Below are 20461 nucleotides of genomic sequence, written 5' to 3'. Positions count from 1 at the left end.
AACGGGCGGCCAGTGGCCGCCCGTTCTGTTTCGTGATGTCAGTGGCTGATTGCACCACCGGCGCCGCGCGGGACGCGGATCGATTCCACCAGCTCCTGAATGTGCCGTGGCGGAGCTGCCGTCATTGCCGACACTGCGTAGGCTGCAGCGAAGTTCAGCAATGCGCCGATCGGGCCGAAGGCAGTCGGCGGAATGCCGAACAGGTAGTTGGCCGGGATGTTCTCCATCATGTTCGTACCCGGGATGAAGAACCATCCGAGATAGGTGAACAGGTAGAGGCAGGTGACGATCAGGCCAACCAGCATGCCGACCGTCGCACCGGCCGAATTCACGCGCTTGGAGAAGATGCCCATCATCAGGACCGGGAAGATACTCGCTGCGGCAAGACCGAAGGCGAGTGCCACCGTCTGGGCCGCAAACCCGGGCGGGTTGAGGCCGAGCAAGGTGGCCACGAGGATGGCGCCGGCCATGGAAACACGGGCGACCATCAGCTCGCTCTTTTCCGAAATCCCCGGAACCAGCCAGTCCTTGATCAGATCGTGGCTGACCGAGGAGGAGATAGCCAGCAACAGGCCAGCTGCGGTTGACAGCGCGGCGGCGAGACCACCGGCAGCAATCAGAGCGATAACCCAGCCCGGAAGCTGTGCGATTTCCGGATTGGCCAGAACGAGGATGTCGTTGTTGATGGTCAGCTCGTTGCCGGCCCAGCCCCGTTCCGTTGCCTGGGCGGTGAAGCCCGGAGCAGCGTCGTTGTAGTACTGGATGAGACCGTCGCTGTTCTTGTCCTCATACTTCAGAAGACCGGTCACTTCCCAGTTGCGCATCCAGTCAGGACGCTGCTCGTAGGAGACCGCCGGCTGCTCGACGCCGCCCGGGAAGATGGTGTCGATGATGTTCAGTCGTGCCATCGCACCCACGGCCGGGGCCGTCAGGTAGAGAAGCGCAATGAACACCAGCGCCCAGCCTGCCGACCAGCGCGCATCAGCCACTCTCGGAACAGTGAAGAAGCGGATGATGACGTGCGGAAGACCGGCCGTACCGATCATCAGCGACAGCGTGAACAGGGTCATGTTCAGCATTGAACCCTGGCCCGTATAGGCATTGAAACCGAGATCGGTCACGACCTGGTCCAGTTTCTGCAGCAGCGGTACTCCCGATTCCGTGTGGGTCGAGAAGAGGCCCAGTGGCGGGATCGGGTTGCCCGTCAGCTGCAGGGAGATGAAGATCGCCGGAATCGTATAGGCGACGATCAGAACGACATACTGCGCCACCTGGGTGTAGGTGATGCCCTTCATGCCGCCGAGAACCGCATAGACGAAGACCACTGCGGATGCGATCCAGAGGCCGGTTGAAACCTCGACCTCCAGGAAGCGGGAGAACGCCACGCCTGCACCGGTCATCTGACCGATGACGTAGGTCACCGAGACGATGATCAGGCAGATGACGGCGACCAGACGGGCGCCCTGGCTGTAGAACCGGTCCCCGATGAACTGCGGAACGGTGTACTTGCCGAATTTGCGCAGGTAGGGAGCCAGAAGCAGGGCGAGCAGCACGTAGCCGCCGGTCCAGCCCATGAGGTAGGTGGAGTTGCCGTAGCCAACGCCGGCAATGAGGCCGGCCATGGAGATGAAGGAGGCTGCCGACATCCAGTCAGCGGCCGTCGCCATACCGTTCAGGACTGGGTTGACACCGCGGTTCGCCGCGTAGAATTCCGCGGTGGAGCCGGCGCGTGCCCAGACTGCAATGCCGATGTAGAGCGCAAAGGAAGCGCCCACGATCAGCAGGTTGAGAGTATATTGGTCCATCTCTATCGCCTCACTGTTCTTCGACGCCGAACTTGCGGTCCAGCTTGTTCATGTACGTCGCGTAGTAGAAAATCAGCGCGATGAAGACGAGGATCGACCCTTGCTGGGCAAACCAGAAGCCGAGATCCGTGCCGCCGAACCTGATGCCAGACAGCAGCGGCCTCAGCAGAATGCCGAAGCCGTAAGAGACGATCGCCCAGATCGCCAGGCAAATTGTGATGATGCGAATGTTCGCTGCCCAATAGGCATTGGACGAAGTATTGTCCGCCACGTGTGCTCCTCCCTTTTCCCAAAGAGCGTCCCTCAGGACGCCGGTCCCTCCTTGCCCACGCCGCCCACCGAATCCCAAAGCGAAATAGGCAAGTAAGAAGCAGTAACCAATCGCCCGGTTTGCGTACATCCTCCGTTAGTCGTAGTCGCGGTCCGGTTGTGCTCCGGAAGCGGGCGCGACAGGGGGCCGCCTGCTGTTGCGCAGGATGGCGTGCACGTCGGGACGGGTGTTGACGCCGCCCTCTTTCACGCAGGACGCATATGACATCCGGTGCGCATCATCTCAGGGCTTGGTGTTCTCTTTGTCAGGCTTTGCGGGACTGTCGTGAGAAGGGTGCCCAGGTGCGATCGGATCGCTCGCAGGAAAGGTTTCCTCCAGGGCTTCCTCCAGATAATCGTCCTGCTCCTTGGCGCGCTCGTCGTCGGTCTTGGGCGCATCGGTGCTGTGTTTGTCACGGGACATGGCGGTCTCCATTATTGTAGGCAGTTTGCAGGATTGCACCTGCCGATATATTTGCAAGCGGCAGATCATGGCCCCGGAGCCCGGCACGCATGGAACCACGATGCGCGAACGGAGAGTGGGGATGACGTCGGTCGATCGACCGCGCCAGGAGGAACCTGAGAAAATGAGCGAGACCGAAGCGAACGTGAGGACCGAACGGAAGCGTGGCTCGGGCGCAAAGGTCGTTTACGACCTGCTGCGCGACGAGATCCTCGACCTCGCCTTGCCGCCGGGCAGTCCGATCGACGAGGTTCAGCTTGCCGAGCGCTTCCAGATGTCGCGGACGCCGATCCGGGAGGCGCTGGTGCGGCTTGCCGGCGAGGGACTGATCACGACGCTGCCGAACCGTTCCACCATGGTGTCGAACATCGACTTCCTCAACATGCACACCTTCTTCGATGCGCTGGTGCTGATGTACAGGGTGACCACGCGGCTCGCGGCCCAGTATCATCGGCCGGAAGACCTCGAGGTTATCGCGGCCCGCCAGCAGGAGTTTGCCGCGGCCGTCCGGGCGCAGGATGCGCTCGCGATGATTGCCACGAATGCCGCCCTGCATCTGGCGATCGCCGAGGCAGGGAGGAACCCCTATTTCACCGTGCTCTTCAGCCGCCTTCTCGACGAAGGCCGCCGGATCCTGCGCCTCTATTATCAGTCTTACGACGACCGGCTGCCACAACGTTTCGTGGAGGAGCATGACGAGATCATCGCCGTGATTGCCGCGCGGAACGTGGATTCAGCAGACCGGATCGCCCGCGAGCATGCCGAGCAGATCGTCCTCCAGATCCAGAAGATGTTCGTGCGGGAGGACCGGCTGGAGGTGCCGCTGTAGGCCCGCTCATTTTCTGTCGACAATCTGAATACAATTGCGATATGTTTTGAGCGAGTGATTGAAATCGGGCGGCATGGCCGCCTCCGCGCAGCAGGAGTTGTTGATGAAAGCCCCCATTTTTTCCGGCGTCGTTCCCGCGCTGATGACCCCCTGCAAGCCGGATCGCAGCCCCGATTTTGATGCGCTTGTGCGCAAGGCCCAGCAGCTGATCGCGCAGGGCATGTCGGCCGTCGTCTACTGCGGCTCTATGGGTGACTGGCCGCTTCTGACCGATGCGCAGCGCATGGAAGGCGTCGAGCGGCTCGTCAAGGCCGGTGTTCCGGTGATTGTCGGGACGGGCGCCGTCAACAGCGCGTCGGCGGTGGCGCATGCGGCCCATGCCCAGGCAGTCGGCGCACAGGGCCTGATGGTCATCCCGCGCGTGCTGTCGCGCGGCTCCTCGATCACCGCCCAGAAGGCGCATTTCAAGGCGGTCCTCTCGGCGGCGCCCGATCTGCCGGCGGTCATCTACAACAGCCCCTACTATGGATTTGCGACCCGCGCCGATCTCTTCTTCGCGCTGCGCGCCGAGCACCCGAACCTCGTCGGCTTCAAGGAATTCGGCGGGCCTCAGGACCTGCGCTATGCGGCTGAGTTCATCACCAGCCCGGATGAGAGCGTTTCCCTGATGATCGGTGTCGATACGGCCGTGTTTCATGGTTTCGTCAACTGTGGCGCAACCGGTGCGATCACCGGCATCGGCAACGTCCTGCCCAAGGAAGTCCTGCATCTCTCCAATCTCTGCCAGGCCGCAGCCGGCGGCGATGCCGATGCGCGACTGCGGGCGCAGGAACTGGAGCAGGCGCTCGCCGTGCTCTCGTCCTTCGACGAAGGTCCGGACCTCGTCCTCTACTTCAAGCACATGATGGTGCTGAAGGGCGATGAGGAATATGCGCTCCACTTCATCGAAACGGACGCCCTGACCGACAGCCAGCGGGGCTATGTCGAGGCGCAGTTCAAGCTGTTCAATTCCTGGTACGCCGAGTGGAGCAAGCTCCCAGGCGCCGTCCAGACCTGCAAGGGGTAACGGTCATTGCCGGCGAGCGCCCGCTGATGGGCGCGTCCGACGTCATCGTCATCGGGGCCGGCGTGATCGGCCTCTCAGCCGCCATCGCCGCGCAGGCGCGCGGTCTGTCGGTCACGGTCCTCGACCGTGAAGGCCCCGCCGCCGGTGCCTCGGCCGGCAATGCCGGTGCCTTCGCCTTCACCGACATCCTGCCGATGGCGTCTCCCGGCATCATGCGCAAGGCGCCGAAATGGCTCCTCGATCCGCTCGGGCCCCTGTCGGTGCCGCCGGCCTATGCGTTCAACATCGCGCCGTGGATGTTTCAGTTCTGGCGGGCCTGTTCGCCGCGCCGCGTAAAGGCATCCACCGACGCGCAGGTCGCGTTGATGACGCTCTCCAGGAGCGAGCTCGAGCCCTTTCTCACCCGCACCGGCACGATGCCGATGCTGCGCAAGGAGGGTAACCTCCAGGTCTACGAGGGCGAGGCGGAGTTCCAGGCATCGCTGCCGGGGTGGGAGCTTCGCGCGGAGCACGCGATCGAATTCCGGCATCTCGACGCTGCCGCCATGGGCGAGATCCAGCCGGGTCTCTCGCCCCGCTTCACCCGCGGCACCTTCACGCCCGGGTGGTATTCGATCAGCGATCCGAAGCTCTATGTGCTTGCGCTTGCCGATCACTTCCGGGCCATGGGCGGCAGCATCCAGCGGGCGCAGGTGAAGGCTCTTCGGCAGATAGGCGAGCAGGTGGTGATTGCCACCGACAGCGAGACATGGCGCGCGGGGCAGGTGGTGGTTTGCGCCGGTGCCTTTTCCCACGAGATTACGGCGACGCTGGGTGACAGGATCCCGCTGGAAACCGAGCGTGGCTACAACACAACCCTGCCGCACAGTGCCTTCGACCTGCGGACGCAGATCACCTTCGGCGGCCACGGCTTCGTCGTCACGCGCCTCTCCTCGGGGATCCGGGTTGGGGGCGCCGTCGAACTCGGCGGCCTGAAGCTGCCGCCGAACTTCCGGCGCGCCGAGGCGATGCTGAAGAAGGCGAAGGCCTTCCTGCCCGGTCTCGACGACCGCAACGGGACGCAGTGGTTCGGCTTCCGGCCGTCCTTGCCCGACAGCCTGCCCGCGATCGGACGCGCCCGGGCCGCGCCGCGTGTCGTCTATGCCTTCGGCCACGGACACCTTGGCCTGACCCAGTCGACCGGGACCGCGCGCCTCGTCGCTGATCTGTTGACGGATCAGCTGCTTCCGGTCGACATATCCCCCTTCTCGCCCCAACGGTTCCGATAGAGACTGCGATCATGGCCACATACACCTTCTCCTGCATCGATGGACACACCTGCGGCAATCCGGTCCGCCTCGTTTCGGGCGGCGGCCCGCGACTGGAGGGCGCGAACATGCTCGAGAAGCGGGCGCATTTCCTGCGCGAGTTCGACTGGATCCGCACCGGACTGATGTTCGAGCCGCGCGGTCACGACATGATGTCGGGATCGATCCTCTATCCGCCGACACGTCCCGATTGCGACGTCGCCGTTCTCTTCATCGAGACCTCGGGATGCCTGCCGATGTGCGGCCACGGGACCATCGGCACGATCACCATGGCCATCGAGAACGGCCTGATCACGCCGCGGGAGCCCGGCCGGCTGTCCATCGATGCGCCCGCGGGCAAGGTGGACATCACCTACCGTCAGGAGGGCCGGTTCGTGGAGGAGGTGCGCCTCACCAATGTTCCGGGCTACCTGCACGCAGAGGGACTGACGGCGGAGGTCGAGGGGCTCGGCGAGATCGTCGTCGACGTCGCCTACGGCGGCAATTTCTACGCGATCGTCGAGCCGCAGAAGAATTTCCGCGACATGGCGGATCATACGGCCGGCGAGCTGATCGGCTGGAGCCCCAAGCTTCGCGCGGCTCTGAACGAGAAATACGACTTCGTGCATCCGGAGCATCCGGAGATCAGGGGTCTCAGCCACATCCAGTGGACCGGCAAGGCGACGCATCCGGAGGCGCACGCCCGGAACGCCGTCTTCTACGGCGACAAGGCGATCGACCGCTCGCCCTGCGGAACGGGGACCTCCGCCCGCATGGCGCAACTGGCGGCCAAGGGCAAGCTGACGGTCGGCGACGACTTCATCCATGAATCGATCATCGGCTCTCTTTTCAAGGGAAAGGTTGAGGCGGCGACCACGGTTGCGGGCCGCGACGCCATTATCCCGTCGATCGCCGGCTGGGCCCGCATGACCGGCATCAACACGATCTTCATCGACGATCGCGATCCGTTCGCGCATGGTTTCGTGGTGAAATGACGCAAGTCTCGCCCCCCTTCAGCGTCCTTCCGGGCAAGGCCGAGGGGCCGGTGCTGGCCACCTCCGAGCCGCTGAGCTTCTGGGGCGGGGTCTCGCCTGACGACGGTCGGATCATCGATGTCCACCATCCGCTGCACGGAGAATGCCTGACGGGCACCGTGCTGGTGATGCCTTCGAGCCGGGGGTCCTGCAGCGGCTCCGGCGTGCTTCTGGACCTGGTGCTGACCGGTCGTGCGCCGGCGGCGCTCGTCTTCCAGGATGCCGAGGACGTGCTGACGTTGGGCGCGCTCGTCGCACACGAGATGTTCGGCAGGCTTCTGCCGGTGGTGCGGCTGCCGGCCGACGTGTTTGCGGCTGTGTCGGGCGCTGCACAGGTTACCATTACGCAGGATGCCATTGAGGCCGACGGGCTCACCATTCCACTGGCACCACCGCCGATGGCAGATCTCGAACTCACTGACGCCGATCGCGGCATGCTGGAGGGCGCAGAAGGGCCGGCGGCCCAGCAGGCGATGCGGATCATCTGTGCGGTGGCGGTGCAGCAGGGCGCAAGCCACCTTCTCGATGTTACCCGGGCGCATATCGACGGCTGCATCTATGCCAGCCCTGCCAACCTCGTCTTCGCGCAGAAGGTCGCGGCGCTCGGCGCGCAGGTGCGCATCCCCACGACCATGAACGCGATTTCCGTCGATCTTGCGAACTGGGCGGCGCAGGGCGTGCCGGCAGAGTTCGGCGCGCCGGCGGCCAGACTGGCCGAGGCCTATGTGGCAATGGGCTGTCGTCCGACGTTCACCTGTTCGCCCTACCTGCTGGCGGCCGCGCCGGTTGCCGGCGAGTTGATCGCCTGGTCGGAATCCAACGCCGTCATCTTCGCCAATTCCGTACTCGGCGCGCGGACGCCGAAGCATGCGGATTTCCTCGATCTCTGCATGGCCATCACGGGACGCGCGCCAGCCGCGGGCGTCTATCTCGACGACAACCGGCGGCCCGGCCAGATCATCGATATCGCGCTGCCGGATCGGATCGACGATGCCTTCTGGCCGCTCGTCGGCTATGTCGCCGGCCAGCTGTCGCCGGACCGGATCCCGCTGTTGCGCGGCCTTGCTGCCGCACGTCCATCGCCGGATGACCTCAAGGCTTTGTGCGCCGCCTTCGGGACGACCTCTGCCGCGCCGATGCTTCATATCGAGGGGGTAACCCCGGAGGCGGACATGGTGCCTGCCCATGATGCCGATCATGCGGTGATCGGGCGAGACGCATTGCGCGATGCATGGGCGCATCTTCATGCCGGCCCCGAGCAGGTGGACCTCGTCGCCATCGGCAGTCCGCATGCGTCGCTGGGGGAGTGTCGCGCTTTCGCGGACGCGCTGACCGGGCGCAGCCGGCATCCAGACGTTGCCGTGATCATCACGGCGGGCCGCGACGTAATTGCCGCCGCCGGCGAGGATGGTACCCTGACCCGCCTTCAGGACGCAGGCGTTCGGGTCCTTCAGGATCTCTGCTGGTGCACGATCAGCGAGCCGGTGTTTCCGCCGTCGGCGCGAACGGTGATGACCAATTCCGGCAAATACGCCCATTATGGTCCCGGTCTCAGCGGCCGCAGCGTGCGCCTCGGCAGCATCGCCGACTGCGCCGAGGCGGTCACGACAGGTCGAGCACGAGCAAGGGATAGCTTCCATGCGTAGCAGCAAGGTCATCCATGTGATCTCGTGCCATGCCGAAGGCGAGGTGGGCGACGTCATCGTCGGCGGCGTCGCGCCGCCGCCCGGCGAGACGCTCTGGGAGCAGCGCAGCCATATCGCAACCGACCAGTCGCTTCGCAACTTCATGCTGAACGAGCCCCGGGGCGGCGTGTTCCGGCACGTCAACCTGCTCGTTCCGCCCAAGGATACTCGGGCAGCCATGGGCTTCATCATCATGGAGCCGGAAGACACGCCGCCGATGTCCGGCTCCAACTCCATCTGCGTCGCCACGGTGTTGCTCGACAGCGGGATCGTGTCGATGGTCGAGCCGGAGACGCGGATGGTGCTGGAAGCGCCGGGCGGCCTCGTCGAGGTGGTCGCCCACTGCCGCAACGGCAAGGCCGAGCGCATCGCCGTCACCAACGTCCCGTCGTTTGCCGACAAGCTCGATGTGGCCCTGGAGGTCGAAGGGCTCGGCACCATCACCGTCGACACGGCCTATGGCGGCGACAGTTTCGTCATCACCGACGCGCGTTCGCTCGGCTTCGCACTGACGCCGGACGAGGCGCGCGAACTGGCGGAAACGGGGATCAGGATCACCAAGGCGGCCAACGAGCAGATCGGCTTCTCGCATCCGCTGAACCCCGACTGGGACCACATCTCCTTCTGTCAGCTGACGCTTCCCGTCGAGACAAAGGATGGGGCGCTGCACGGCCGCAACACGGTGGTGATCCAGCCGGCCAAGCTCGACCGCTCGCCGACCGGCACCGGCTGCTCCGCCCGCATGGCCATCCTGCATGCGCGCGGGCAGATTGCAGTCGGCCAGCGCTTCGTCGGTCACTCCATCATCGGCTCCACCTTCGACTGCAGCATCCTGTCGGAAACCTCGATTGCTGGACGACCAGCGATCGTGCCGCAGATCTCGGGCCGCGCCTGGATCACCGGAACCCATCAGTACATGCTGGACCCCGCCGACCCCTGGCCGGACGGCTACCGCCTCGCCGACACCTGGCCCCGCAAGCTCTAGCCTGGGCTGCTCAGACAAGCCTGTCGGCAGTCGGCCAGCCGATGCATCGTATCTTTCATCAAAAACCTTGGAACTCCGGCCAGCCGGTTTGGTTAGCCCTGTGTGTCCTAAACGGGGCCAAATAAGGGCTCCTCTGGCCGCACCTGCGGCAGGCACGATTTGCAGAACCAGAATGGGAGAAGCGGATGAGACGACTAGTCGAAGCCGCAGTCTTGTCGGCTGCGATACTATCGCCAGCGGTTGCGCAGGAGGCGACCATCAGCCCCGATGTTGCGAGAGCGGCATTCATCGACCCGGATGGAAACTCCATCGGAACCGCCACGATCCAGGAAACACCCCACGGCCTGCTTATCCAGGGCAAAGTGGCCAACCTGCCCGCCGGCCCGCACGGCTTTCACGTGCATGAGACCGGCACATGCGACGCCGAAGGCGGGTTCCAGTCCGCCGGTGGGCACTATGCCCCGGGCGACAACGATCATGGCTTCATGATCGACGAGGGCCCCCACGCCGGCGACATGGCGAACCAGACCGTTGGAGCCGACGGCACCATGGTCTTCGAAGTCTTCAACGAGAACCTTGGACTGACAGAAGGCGATGCGGCTGTGCTGGACGGCGACGGATCGGCCATCGTGATCCATGCCACGGCTGACGACTACCGGAGCCAGCCTTCGGGCAATTCCGGCGATCGGATCGCTTGCGCGGTCATCGAACAGCGCTGATTGGCGTCCCAGGACGCCTGAACTGACGTGAATTTAATCTGAAGTAGGGATCGGCGAGCACACGTTCGTCGGAGCGGCCTTCTGCACTCTGCTTCCTGAAAAAGGAGAACGGACATGAGAAAACTAGAGACAGCGCTCGCGTTGATTCTTGCCGCCTCGGTGTCGCCGACGATTGCGAGCGCCCAGACCGCAAGCACCGCTGCCACGGGAGGCTCTGATGAAGTGCGCCGCCTCGGCGACAATGCTTTTTCCCGCTGGGACAGCAACAGCAACAACCGCCTCGAGGGCGACGAGTTTACCGGTGGCCTTCACGAGCTTTGGAGTGGGCAGGACGGTCAGCTGAACGAGCAGGCCTTCGACAACAACTGGAACAACTGGTTTACCGCCGACGCGCCGGACTTCGCCGAGCTCGACGAGGACGGCAACGACCTGTTGTCCCATGAAGAGCTCCGCATTGCGTTGAGTGATTCCGATCTGCGCGGCGACTGGCAGGGCGCGGATGATGGTTACCTGACGCCGGAGGAATTCCGGACCGGCCTCACCACCGTGAGTGACCGTGACCGCAGCGGCACCCTGGATCAGCAGGAAACCGAGCAGCTGGTCGCTGTCGTCAGCGTTCTGGTGCCGGACGACACCAACACGGCAGCCACGGGTCAGCAGAACACCGACATGAACCGGCAGACTGCGGGCACTAACCAGCAGGCCGGGACAGGTCAGCAAACCGCAGCCGTCGAATCGGGCAATGCCGGCACATCGGCTACGGCCAGTCAGTCCGCTTCCAACGTCGAGGTCGGGGAGATCATCTCGCTTAACGAATGGGATGCTGAAGGCCTGTACCAGTCTGCCTGGAGCGCGGAAGCTCTCTTCGACCGTCAGGTCTTCGGCGAAAACGGCGAGGAAATCGGTGAGGTCGAGGATCTGATCGTCGGCTCCAATGGCGAACTTCTGGCGCTGATCGCGGAAGTCGGCGGCTTCTGGGACATTGGCGACACGCACGTCAGCGTGCCGTGGGACCAGGTGGCCTTCCGTCAGGACGGTTCTGTCACGCTTCCGGTGACTGAGGATAACGCGGACGACTTCAGTGTCCTCTCCATTCCAACCCAGGAACAGGTTTCTGAGAACGTGGTCTCGAACCTCGATGACGAAGAACTGGGGCCGCGTGCATGGCGCGCATCCGAGCTGATTGGCGATATCGCCCGCATTCGCGGCGACGAGGGCAACACCGCGGCTCAGCAGGCAGGGCAGGCGCAGGATGGCACTGCCGTCTCGCCAAACCGTCAGACCGCCTACCAGGGCTATGGCTATGTCAATGACCTGGTGTTCGACAACGGCAGGATCGTTGCCGCAGTGGTCGATCGCGACGCCGGCTACGGAACACGGGGACGCTTTGCCTATCCGTTCTATGGCTACGGCTATGGCTGGGCTCCCGGCAGCCGGTACTACGACATGCCTTACAGCCGCGGCGAGGCAACGGCGATCGAGCCGTTCGATGAAGATCGCCTCAACGAAGGTTGATCCAAAGCCCGGCCGCCTCAAGGGAGGCGGTCAGGACAGGGACCGGCGGTATCTGCTGCCGGTCCGACTAGGGAGGTCACACGACCTTACTCAATGTTAGTCATCATCAAGGAAGGAGAGACCCCATGAAAACCATCGCAATGACAATGGCATTCGGCCTTCTCGCCGCTCCCGCATTCGCCCAGACGAGCGGCGGGTCCAGCAGTGATGCAACCGAAGGCCAGACCGACCAGTCGACGCAGGCCGGCTCCTCCACCAGCCAGATGTCTGCGGCGTCGCAGGAGAAGGTTCGCGAGCAACTGACGGAGGCTGGCTTCCAACAGGTCGAGATCCTGGACGCTTCCTACCTCGTGCGTGCGCAGACCGAAGAGGGCAACACCGTCCTCATGGTCATCGACCCGCCGATGGGCGGCATGGGCAGCGGCGGCTCGACCTCCGGCTCCGGATCGACTGACGGCTCTGCTGAGGAAGACTAGGAATCCGCAAGGGCATTTCGCCCTCTTCGGGACGCGGCGGCAGCTTGCCGGTCGCGTCCTTCCACGTTCTAGGCCATGTCGGCCGCCCGCCGGGAGATCCAAATGCGCAAGGCTGCCTTGTTTCCGATCGTTCTTCTCTTCGTGATGATAAGCACTGCTTCCGGTTTCGGACAGGACGGCGATCTGGCGATGCTGCGTGCCGAAGCGCTTGAAGAGGTCAATGAGGACCGACGGGCGCAGGATCTTGAACCCCTGGCGCTCGGCGAAGATCTCAATGAAGCAGCGCTGGCGCACGCTAACGATATGATCGAGCGAGACTACTACGCCCATTCCTCTCCGGACGGAAACGATGTCCAGGATCGCTACATAGCGGCAGGCGGAAGCCGGTGGGAGCTCGTGGCAGAGAATATCTCCCGCTGCGAGAACTGCATGCAGACGCCTGACGTGGCGACCGTCGAGAGGCTGCAGCGCGGCTGGATGGACAGTCCGGGGCACCGGGAAAACATTCTCAGGCCGGGCCTTTCGCGCTTCGGCTTTGCCGTGGTTGTACATCCCCAGCAGGGTCTCTACGCCGTGCAGACCTTTGCCGGTCCCGGAACCCCTCGCGGAACTGGTAGCGAGGCGACAGAACTGCTGGCGATGGATCGGCAGCTATCGGTCGCTCTCGACGCGATCAACGAGCTCAGGCAGGAGGCCGGGGTGCCGACGCTGTCTGCCTCGCAAGCTCTCACCGACATCGCCCGCCGGCTCATTCCCGCGGATGTTCCGGATCCGGACAAGCTTCCCGGACTGAATTCGGTGGCCTCCGATCTGGATCGCAGCCGCTGGGAGGAGATTGTCACCATCGTCGGGGCCTGCGGTGGCTGTGGCCCGGAGCCTGCGCGCAGCGATGTAAGAGCCTTCGTCGATGATTGGACAAATCAGCAGGTCTACCGCGAAAGCCTGCTGGGCTCCGGTGCCAGCCACCTCGGCTTTGCCCTGAGGGCCAACGGAGAGGGCAAGAAAGTGGCGGTGGCCGTGCTTGGCTCCGTACGGTAGCCTTCGGAACGGCGCTCTGGAACCGCTCTCCTGTCAGCGGGTTGTATCGAAAAGGAGATCCGCATGAAGAACCTATTGATCCTGTCGTTGTCGGCGTCCGTCGTCTTGTTGCCCGGAGCCGCTTTCTCACAATCGACTTGTCAGACGCGGGCCTGCGAGATGCCGCTCGAAGTGCTGGTGGCGCAGAACGAGGCAGCTCCGGATGCCGCCGCGCAGGAACCGACCGTGCCTGCGGAAGATGCGGAAGGCGGCGAGGGATGGCTGGATCGCGCCAGACGCGCCGTGGGAGAGGCAGGCCGCGAGATCGGCGAGGCGGCAACCGCGACAGGGCGCTCTGCTTCGGAATATCTTTCCGACAATCCCGACCTCAATCGCGAAGTCATCGAGTTTGGGCAGAATCTGGGAGTTCCCGGCTTTGAAGCCAGTCCTGCTCGGGGCTCCGTCCTCGATGTGACCGCAACGACGGATGGCGAGTTGCAGATCGTAGCGGCCGGCTTGCCGGGCAGCCAGGAGGTTCGGCTGGGTTGGCTTGAGGACGGCCGCTTCGTCGAGCTCCAAAGGCTTTCGAGCGATGACAATGGCCGAGTCGAGACGGCCATCGCAATCCCTGCGGCTCTTCCCGACAACGAGGAAGTAAGGCTGGCGATCGAGACGACGGACCAGCGACTTCGCCTGGCCTCGGATCTCGTCAAGCTGCCTTGACCGCAGCGCTGCCGCCACTCCTTCCTGCACCATCTGTTGAGCATCGTAGCCAAACCCAAAGGTAACCGGAGACGACAGTGAATCGACCAGCCTCCAAGCCCGTCGTGGTGATAACAGGTGCATCAGCAGGTGTCGGCCGTGCCGTGGCGCAGGTCTTTGCTCGAAAAGGGTGGCGCGTGGCTCTGGTGGCGCGGGGCCTGGCGCGTCTGGAGGCTACGGCCGAGGACGTGCGCAGACTGGGCGGCGAGGCGCTCGTCTTCCCTGCGGATGTCGCGGATGCCGGCGCCGTCAATGACGTCTCCGACAAGGTGCAGGCCGCCTGGGGCGGTATCGATGTCTGGATCAACAACGCCATGGTGACGGTCTTCGGGCCGGTATCCTCGATCAACCCGGATGAGTTCAGGCGGGTGACGGATGTTACCTATCTCGGGCAGGTGCATGGCACGCAGGCTGCGTTGCGGCACATGCGGAGGCAAGGGCACGGCACGATCGTCTGCGTCGGTTCGGCTCTCAGCTACCGCTCGATCCCCTTGCAGTCTGCCTATTGCGGGGCGAAGGCGGCTGTCCGTGGCTTCGTGGATGCGCTCCGCTCCGAACTGATCCACGACGGTTCCCCGATCCGGCTGTCGATGGTCCACCTGCCGGCGGTCAACACGCCACAGTTCGACTGGGCGCGCTGCAAGGTCGAACGGCAACCGCGGCCCGTGGCGCCGGTGTTCGAGCCCGAAGCCGTAGCGGCACAGATCTACAAGGGCTGCTTGACCGCACCCCGCGAACTCTGGATCGGCAGGCCGACGGTGAAGACGATCATCGGTGGCCTTCTCGTGCCGGCACTGGCGGATCGTTTGGCCGCATCCCAGGCCTACGAGGGGCAGATGGACCGTATCCCGCACAATCCCTCTCGCAAGGATAACCTCTTCGAGCCGGTGGACCTCGACGTGGCCGCCCGCGGACGATTTGCCGGTGAGTCCCTGCCTGCGGTCGGCGCCATCTCGGGTACAGCGGCCCGCGTGCTGATCGCAGGAGTCGGCATCGCGGCAGTGACGGCCCTGGCTGTGGCGCGGCGGCAGTTGCGCCGATAGCACGGCCGGCGATCGAAACGGATCCAGTGGCGGTGATCGGCAGATAGTTGCACATTCTTAACCGCTTAAGCCGCTTTTTGGGTACGTTGTTTTGGCAATTGGCCCCTTGTAGGACGAATTTTCCATGGACATCGTAGTTCTCCTGGGTTAGGTAGACAACACAGTCGCTGCTGGCCGCCTCTGACCCATTCGTCGTGGCGGCAACAGTTTCGTGGCTTATACTCAGCCTCGTCGCTCTCGGGACATCTTTCGAGGGCGTCCTTGTTGTTGTTGCCTATGCCGCAAAACTCCGGGGAGCTGACCATCTTCTTGGTGCAATACTGCGCCAATGATCACCGTCGATGGAGGTTTGCCTTGCCGTGGCGCAAGGCAGAAAAAAATATGGAAGCCAATACTTCTGTTCCGGTGTCCGAAGAGGACCGCCGGCTCAAGATCAGCCTGAAGAATGTTTTCAAGGTCTTCGGCGAACGGCCCGACAAGGCGCTTGCCATGGTCAAATCCGGCAAGAGCAAGACCGAGATCCACGCCGAGACCGGCTGTGCGATCGGTGTCAACGATGCCAGCTTCGACGTCAAGGATGGCGAGATCTTCGTCATCATGGGACTCTCCGGCTCGGGCAAATCAACCCTCCTTCGCCTTCTCAACCGACTGATCGAGCCCACTGCCGGCTCGATCGAGATCGACGGTCGCGACATTACCAAGATGTCCCGCAAGGAACTCATCGACGTTCGCCGCCGCGATATCAGCATGGTGTTCCAGTCGTTTGCGCTGCTGCCGAACCGTACCGTCCTCAACAATGCCGCCTTCGGGCTGGAGGTTGCCGGTGTGGGCGAGGCGGAGCGGACGGAGAAGGCGATGGTTGCGCTGAGGGCCGTCGGGCTCGAAGGCTACGCCGACAGTCGCCCAAACCAGCTTTCGGGCGGCATGAAGCAGCGCGTCGGGCTTGCCCGGGCGCTTGCCAGCGAACCGACGATCCTGCTGATGGACGAAGCCTTCTCGGCGCTCGACCCCCTGATCCGTACCGAGATGCAGGATGAACTGGTGCGCCTGCAGGCGGAACACAGCCGCACGATCGTCTTCGTCAGCCACGACCTCGATGAGGCGATGCGGATCGGCGACCGGATCTGCATCATGCAGAACGGCAGCGTCATCCAGGTGGGTACGCCGGACGAGATCGTGACGCAGCCCGCCAATGATTATGTCCGATCCTTCTTCCGCAATGTCGATGTCACTCAGGTCTTCAAGGCCGGCGACATCGCGCGCCAGACGCAGGTGACGATCATCGACCGCCAGGGCGTTTCGGTCGCGGCGGCGCTTGAGCGGATGCAGAACTTCGACCGGGAGTACGCCATCGTTCTCGGCCGCGACAAGAAATACCACGGCATGGTCAGTCAGACGTCACTGGTGGAGAAAGTCCGGACCGGTTCCACCGATCCCTACCGCAACGCCTTCCTGGCCGACATCGAGCCGATTGCCGCGAGCGAGCCTCTCGCCACCGTCCTCGGGCGGGTTGCCGGGAGCACCTGGCCGCTGCCGGTCGTCGACGAGCAGGGTCGTTACGTCGGATCGATCAGCAAGTCGGTTCTTCTTGAGACGCTTGATCGCGCCAGCTGACATCAAAGATTGGATGCAATCATGAACTTCGACATTGGTGACGGCGTCGACACGATCGTCAACTACATTCTCGACAACTTTTCTCCCGCCCTCGAAGGCATCGCGGCCACCATCGGCTTCGTTACCGACGGTATTCAGGACACCTTGGCAGCAATGCCGATGCTGGTGGGACTGGCGATCTTCGTCCTCCTGTCGCTCTGGCGGGTCGGGACGGGGTTTGCCGTCTTCACGGGCGTTGCCCTCTGGCTGGTGGACACCATGGGCCTCTGGCCGGCGATGATGGAGACGCTGTCCCTCGTCATCGCCTCGACGGTCATCGCTATGCTCATCGGCCTGCCGCTCGGCATTGCCATGGCCGCCAAGGATTCCGTCGCCTCCAGCATTCGGCCTGTGCTCGACCTGATGCAGACGATGCCGGCCTTCGTCTATCTCATTCCGGCGGCGATGTTCTTCGGGCTCGGCGCCGTACCGGGGACGATTGCCACCGTGATTTTTTCCATGCCGCCGGTGGTGCGTCTTACCAATCTCGGTATCCGTCAGGTCGACGTCGAATTCGTCGAGGCGGGCCAGGCCTTCGGTTGCACCGCGTCGCAGTTGCTCTTCAAGGTCCAGCTGCCGAACGCCCTGCCGTCGATCATGGCCGGCATCAACCAGACGATCATGCTGTCGCTGTCCATGGTGGTGATCGCCTCCATGATCGGTGCCGGTGGTCTTGGAAACACCGTGCTGACGGGCATCCAGCGCTTGGATGTCGGTACCGGTTTCGAAGGCGGCCTTGCGGTCGTCATTCTCGCGGTCGTTCTCGACCGCATCACCCAGAGTTTTGGGAAGGAGCGGCCGGTCTTCTGGCGCACCTTCTTCCCGAAGGCAGCGCGGCAACAGACCGAACAGGCACCAGCCTGATCGTCGCGATGCGTCAAAGCGGGCAGAACGCCCGATGCGAACCTTCCAAAAAGGAGCAGATATGATCAAGAAAATTCTTTCCATGGGCCTCGCCGCAGCGATGGCAAGCAGTGTTGCAACGACCGCGCTGGCACAGGACGGCACACCCGTGAAGATCGGCTGGTCGGCATGGTCCGACGCTGAATTCGCAACGAAACTTGCCGCAAAGCTGATCGAGGATGAACTCGGCCAGGACGTCGAGCTGGTCCAGACCGATGTCGCGCCTCTCTATCAGGGCGTCAGCCGCGGTGATCTCGACCTCATGATGATGGCATGGCTGCCGCAGACGCATGCCGACTACTACGCCAGGGTCAAGGACGACGTCGAAACGATCGGTACCGTCTACGACGGCGCAAAGCTCGGCTGGATCGTCCCGAACTACATTCCGGAAGACATGATCAGCTCGATCGAGGACCTGTCCAAGGACGAGGTCAAGGAGAAGCTGGACAGCACCATCCAGGGCATCGATCCGGGCGCTGGCCTGACACGGCTTTCGCAGCAGGCCGTCAAGGATTACGGCCTCGACGACTACAACCTGCAGATCTCCAGTGAGGCCGGCATGCTGACGACCGTCGACCGTGCCATGCGCTCGGAAGACTGGTTCGTGGCCACGTCCTGGAGCCCGCACTGGATGTTCGGCAAATACGATGTCCGTTACATCGAGGACCCGAAGAAGTCACTCGGTGAAGCCGAGCATGTCGATATCCTGGCCCGCAAGGGTTTCCAGGAAGACCGTCCTGAAGTTGCTGCCTTCCTGTCGCGGATGAAGATGCCGATCGCCGATCTTGAGGCCGGGATGTTCAATGCCCAGGAAACCTCTTACGAGGAAGCCGTTGCACAATACATCGAAGACCATCCGGACCAGGTCGATGCCTGGGTAGGCAAGGACTGATTGACGACCGGCCGGTCGGGCTTTGCCCGGCCGGCCATTTCTTTTTCCAAGGCAGGTGGAGGCTCTGATGGACCACGCACAGACCGAACTCTCCGTTTGTGACGACGACACGTTGGGTGGACGCATTTCCCTTGCTCGCGACGCCGCGGCACTATCCGTGACGGAGACTGCTTTGATCCTAGGGGTCGAAACAGCAACCTGGTCCAACTGGGAAAACGACCGGGCCGAGCCCCGCGCCAACCGTCTGGGCATGCTCGCCGGCGTGCTGCAGGTCAGTGTCGGCTGGCTCCTGGCCGGCCAGGGTCGTGGACCCGGCTATAGCGCCTGAGCTTTGTCCGCAAATGCGGCTAACGCCTTGTCATCGCGGATGACGGGGCTACCTTATCTCCGAACCAGGCCAAATCGAAAGGATCTTCCCCATGAAGAGGCTGTTTCAACGGGCGGCTGTTGCAGCCGCATTTGCGCTGGTCGGTTTCACCGCTGCCGCGCAGACACCCCCGAATGTCCTGATCGTCGGTCAGATTGCCGAGCCGCAGTCGCTTGATCCGCATGCCGTGACCGCCACCAACGATTTCCGCATCCTCGTGAACCTGTACGACGGTCTGGTCCGGTACAAGGACGGGACCCTCGAAGTGGAGCCGGCGCTTGCGGAAAGCTGGACGATCTCCGACGACGGGAAGACCTATACCTTCACGCTTCGGCAGGGCGTCAAATTCCATGATGGCTCGGCCTTCGATGCGACGGCGGTCAAGTTCAACTTCGACCGGATGCTGAAGGAGGATCACCCCTTCCACGACACCGGCCCGTTTCCGCTGTCCTTCAACTTCGCCTCCATCGATGCGGTGAATGTCATCGACGACAACACGGTCGAATTCCAGCTGAAGGAAGCATTCGCGCCGTTCCTGTCCAATCTCGCCTATCCCACCGGCCTGATCGTCTCGCCCGCAGCGGTCGAGGAGCATGGCCAGGAATTCGGGCGCCATCCGTCCGGCACCGGCCCGTTCAAGTTCGCGGAATGGCAGTCCAACCAGCTGGTTGCCGCCGAGCGGAACGAAGACTATTGGGACGGGGCGCCCGCGCTCGAAGCCGTCGTCTTCCGTCCGATCACCGATTCCAACACACGCGTTGCCGAAATGCTCGCCGGCGGTATCGACGTCATGGTCGAAGTGCCGCCAGACAACCTCGCCTCCTTCAAGTCGGACGCCAACTTCTCCGTTGCAGAGCAGGCTGGCCCGCACGTCTGGTTCTCGATCCTCAACACGAAGGAAGGGCCGTTTGCCGACAAGCGGGTTCGCCAGGCGGCCAACTATGCCGTCAACAAGGAGACGCTGGTCAACGATGTGCTGCAGGGCACCGCGACCGTTGCCGCCGGCCCCATCCCGCCGGCGTTCAACTGGGTCGAAAGCTCGGTGGAGCCTTATCCATACGATCCGGAGAAGGCGAAGGCGCTGCTGGCCGAGGCCGGTGTCGAGAACCCGGAGCTGACTTTCTACGTGACCGAGGGTGGTTCGGGCATGCTCAATCCTGTCGTCATGGGAGCCGCGATCCAGGCGGATCTCCAGGCCGTCGGCTTCGACGTCTCCATCGAGAGCTACGAGTGGAATACCTTCCTCGGCCGCGTCAACGCCGGTCTCGAGGGGCAGGCCGATATGGCCGAGATGGCCTGGATGACCAATGATCCAGACACCGTGCCCTATCTGACGCTGCGCACCGATGCGCAGCCGGAGAACGGCGGCTTCAACTCCGGCTACTACTCGAACCCGGAGGTCGACAAGCTCCTCGACCAGGCGCGCACCTCCACGGATCAGGCGGAACGCGGCAGGCTCTACGGTGAAGTCCAGCAGATCGTGCACGACGACGCGCCGTGGCTCTTCGTGGCCAACTGGAAGCAGAACGCCGTGACGACCGCGGCCGTTCAGGGCTTCAAGCTGCAGCCGTCCTTCCTGCTGCATCTCAAAGACGTCAGCAAGTAACCCAACGCTGCCGGTCCGGCCGCTGCGGCGGCGGGCCGGCATGCGT

The 20461-nt window shown here is 63.5% G+C and carries 19 protein-coding genes and 1 pseudogene; 17 read left to right on the top strand and 3 right to left on the bottom strand.

All coding sequences use genetic code 11. From position 1 onward, the window contains the following. Positions 1–38 precede the first annotated feature (38 nt). The 3 genes from EO99_RS0118560 to EO99_RS0118550 all read right to left on the bottom strand — a co-directional run bounded on the left by EO99_RS0118560 (position 39) and on the right by EO99_RS0118550 (position 2538). Positions 39–1805, bottom strand: coding sequence for a sodium:solute symporter family protein (locus EO99_RS0118560; RefSeq protein ID WP_029620098.1), 1767 nt, complete (start codon positions 1803–1805; stop codon positions 39–41). Positions 1806–1815: 10 nt separating this feature from the next. Further along, complete coding sequence (locus EO99_RS0118555; protein ID WP_029620097.1) at positions 1816–2076, bottom strand: DUF4212 domain-containing protein; 261 nt, start codon at positions 2074–2076, stop codon at positions 1816–1818. A gap of 282 nt (positions 2077–2358) precedes the next feature. Continuing rightward, entirely contained in the window at positions 2359–2538 is a 180-nt protein-coding gene (locus EO99_RS0118550) for a hypothetical protein (RefSeq protein ID WP_029620096.1), read from the bottom strand. Positions 2539–2701: 163 nt separating this feature from the next. On the opposite strand from EO99_RS0118550, the gene EO99_RS0118545 reads away from it, so the two are divergent. The 17 genes and pseudogenes from EO99_RS0118545 (at position 2702) to EO99_RS0118465 (ending at position 20415) form a co-directional block, all read left to right on the top strand. Next, a complete protein-coding gene (locus EO99_RS0118545; RefSeq protein ID WP_029620095.1) occupies positions 2702–3406 on the top strand; it encodes a GntR family transcriptional regulator in 705 nt (234 codons plus the stop codon). Between the two features lie 103 nt (positions 3407–3509). Continuing rightward, the gene (locus tag EO99_RS0118540) at positions 3510–4472 is read left to right on the top strand and encodes a dihydrodipicolinate synthase family protein (RefSeq protein WP_029620094.1); all 963 of its coding nucleotides are present in this window, start codon (positions 3510–3512) and stop codon (positions 4470–4472) included. Positions 4473–4498: 26 nt separating this feature from the next. Next, on the top strand, positions 4499–5740 hold the full coding sequence (locus EO99_RS0118535) for an NAD(P)/FAD-dependent oxidoreductase (protein ID WP_029620093.1): 1242 nt from the start codon (positions 4499–4501) through the stop codon (positions 5738–5740). 11 nt (positions 5741–5751) lie between these two features. Continuing rightward, positions 5752–6753: a 4-hydroxyproline epimerase gene (locus EO99_RS0118530; RefSeq protein WP_029620092.1), complete on the top strand. Its 1002-nt coding sequence runs from the start codon at positions 5752–5754 to the stop codon at positions 6751–6753. Then, positions 6750–8438 (top strand): cis-3-hydroxy-L-proline dehydratase, encoded by a 1689-nt coding sequence (gene lhpI, locus EO99_RS0118525; RefSeq protein WP_029620091.1) that lies wholly within the window; start codon positions 6750–6752, stop codon positions 8436–8438. The genes EO99_RS0118530 and lhpI overlap by 4 nt, the downstream gene beginning before the upstream one ends. Beyond that, a complete protein-coding gene (locus EO99_RS0118520) occupies positions 8431–9462 on the top strand; it encodes a trans-3-hydroxy-L-proline dehydratase (protein WP_029620090.1) in 1032 nt (343 codons plus the stop codon). The genes lhpI and EO99_RS0118520 overlap by 8 nt, the downstream gene beginning before the upstream one ends. 185 nt (positions 9463–9647) lie before the next feature. Next, complete coding sequence (locus EO99_RS0118515) at positions 9648–10181, top strand: superoxide dismutase family protein (protein WP_029620089.1); 534 nt, start codon at positions 9648–9650, stop codon at positions 10179–10181. A gap of 114 nt (positions 10182–10295) precedes the next feature. Beyond that, entirely contained in the window at positions 10296–11696 is a 1401-nt protein-coding gene (locus tag EO99_RS0118510; RefSeq protein ID WP_081852122.1) for a PRC-barrel domain-containing protein, read from the top strand. A gap of 125 nt (positions 11697–11821) precedes the next feature. Continuing rightward, complete coding sequence (locus EO99_RS0118505) at positions 11822–12172, top strand: hypothetical protein (RefSeq protein ID WP_029620087.1); 351 nt, start codon at positions 11822–11824, stop codon at positions 12170–12172. Between the two features lie 102 nt (positions 12173–12274). Then, on the top strand, positions 12275–13210 hold the full coding sequence (locus tag EO99_RS26400) for a CAP domain-containing protein (protein ID WP_051679953.1): 936 nt from the start codon (positions 12275–12277) through the stop codon (positions 13208–13210). Positions 13211–13273: 63 nt separating this feature from the next. Beyond that, positions 13274–13912 carry a hypothetical protein gene (locus EO99_RS0118495; RefSeq protein WP_037112403.1) on the top strand — a complete coding sequence of 213 codons (639 nt, stop codon included), beginning with the start codon at positions 13274–13276 and terminating at the stop codon, positions 13910–13912. A gap of 77 nt (positions 13913–13989) precedes the next feature. Beyond that, complete coding sequence (locus EO99_RS0118490) at positions 13990–14994, top strand: SDR family oxidoreductase (RefSeq protein WP_037112399.1); 1005 nt, start codon at positions 13990–13992, stop codon at positions 14992–14994. Between the two features lie 381 nt (positions 14995–15375). Beyond that, on the top strand, positions 15376–16608 hold the full coding sequence (gene proV / locus EO99_RS0118485) for a glycine betaine/L-proline ABC transporter ATP-binding protein ProV (RefSeq protein ID WP_051679952.1): 1233 nt from the start codon (positions 15376–15378) through the stop codon (positions 16606–16608). A gap of 21 nt (positions 16609–16629) precedes the next feature. Beyond that, a complete protein-coding gene (locus EO99_RS0118480) occupies positions 16630–17511 on the top strand; it encodes an ABC transporter permease (protein ID WP_029620082.1) in 882 nt (293 codons plus the stop codon). A 61-nt stretch (positions 17512–17572) separates the two neighbouring features. Next, positions 17573–18442, top strand: coding sequence for a glycine betaine ABC transporter substrate-binding protein (locus EO99_RS0118475; RefSeq protein ID WP_029620081.1), 870 nt, complete (start codon positions 17573–17575; stop codon positions 18440–18442). Positions 18443–18509: 67 nt separating this feature from the next. Next, positions 18510–18767: pseudogene (locus EO99_RS0118470) on the top strand (helix-turn-helix domain-containing protein); the annotation flags it as partial. A gap of 94 nt (positions 18768–18861) precedes the next feature. Continuing rightward, positions 18862–20415, top strand: coding sequence for an ABC transporter substrate-binding protein (locus tag EO99_RS0118465; protein ID WP_029620079.1), 1554 nt, complete (start codon positions 18862–18864; stop codon positions 20413–20415). The last annotated feature ends 46 nt before the right edge of the window (positions 20416–20461 follow it).

Origin of the sequence: Pseudorhizobium marinum, from assembly GCF_000705355.1 — a bacterium.
Classification (GTDB): domain Bacteria; phylum Pseudomonadota; class Alphaproteobacteria; order Rhizobiales; family Rhizobiaceae; genus Neorhizobium; species Neorhizobium pelagicum.
This window is presented reverse-complemented; position numbering and strand designations above follow the sequence as displayed.